Here is a 1,059-nt window from a genome sequence, read left to right as displayed (position 1 = left end):
CCCCCCCCCCCCCCCCCCCCCCCCCCCCCCCCCCCCCCCCCCCCCCCCCCCCCCCCCCCCCCCCCCCCCCCCCCCCCCCCCCCCACTTTTAGATGTGTATAAGAGACAGGTAATGGCAATCGGGTTAACGTCACTGGTACCGCACGTGTGACTTCCACAGATGGACAAGCTGGTAAGTACAAAGGTTCGTTCCAAGTGAACTACCTGCGTGCTAACGTCACTGCACTGACGGGGATTGTTGTACAGTTCCCATTCAGCAGTTTGTTTCCTTTCACGTTTGCCACATTGGCAGCCGCGTTGAAAGCGCAATACGGTTTGGTTGTTGAGGCACAGGACGTTCTGATTCCGAACACAACTAACCAAATGACTGACGCTACACAGATCACCGCAGCGATGCCGGTAGGTGGTGTAGTGGAGTTGAAGATCGCCGATAAGTCTCCTCGGTTTATCCCGAAGTCACTCGGTGGTGGTAGCTTCTATATCAAGGTTGTTGATCCTAATGGTGGTCAGTTGGACTACTTGACAGGCACTACAACTCTGGCGTCGGTTACCACGTTGGATGCTTAAACATGTGGGGGAGGGCTGAGCCTTCCCTATATGCCGTTCTGTACAGTTATACTGTGAACCAGATTAATTTAGTTGGCCCTGTGTCGACTCTGTCACTCCTGTTGATAAAGGTTTCTAAGAATGAAAACTATCACCCGTAGTGTCTGGGGCTCAGCCCTCCAGACCTCTTTGCTTTTGGGTCAACGCCCAACTATTCTGGACCACACGACCCTTAACGAAAAGTTCGGGGTGTTGGTTGATGAAGAACTGGGTGACACCGAACGTCCAGCCATGCAGTACTACTGTATTGGTAACGGCGGTCACAAGAACATGGTTGGTGCAGATGGCGTTCCTTACACTTCTCCCCTGCCACACCGAGCTTCCGATGCTGCTCTGTATCGTCATCTTCCTTTCGTTCTGCGTCGTGTGGACAATGACCTGAGCGTGATCGAACGTGGTCGCTACGCATTGCGTATTCTGGTAAACATCCGTGGCTGTCTCTTATACACATCT

The 1,059-nt window shown here is 53.5% G+C and carries 2 protein-coding genes; both read left to right on the top strand.

Annotation, left to right across the window (positions count from 1 at the left end):
• The first annotated feature begins 195 nt into the window (after positions 1–195).
• Positions 196–567: a hypothetical protein gene (locus H8Z83_RS19165; protein ID WP_187016486.1), complete on the top strand. Its 372-nt coding sequence runs from the start codon at positions 196–198 to the stop codon at positions 565–567.
• Between the two features lie 120 nt (positions 568–687).
• A partial coding sequence (locus H8Z83_RS19160) for a DUF7208 family protein (protein WP_207732105.1) occupies positions 688–1,059 on the top strand: 372 nt, incomplete at its 3' end.

Source organism: Dysosmobacter segnis (genome assembly GCF_014297285.1).
GTDB lineage: Bacteria > Bacillota > Clostridia > Oscillospirales > Oscillospiraceae > Oscillibacter > Oscillibacter segnis.
This window is presented reverse-complemented; position numbering and strand designations above follow the sequence as displayed.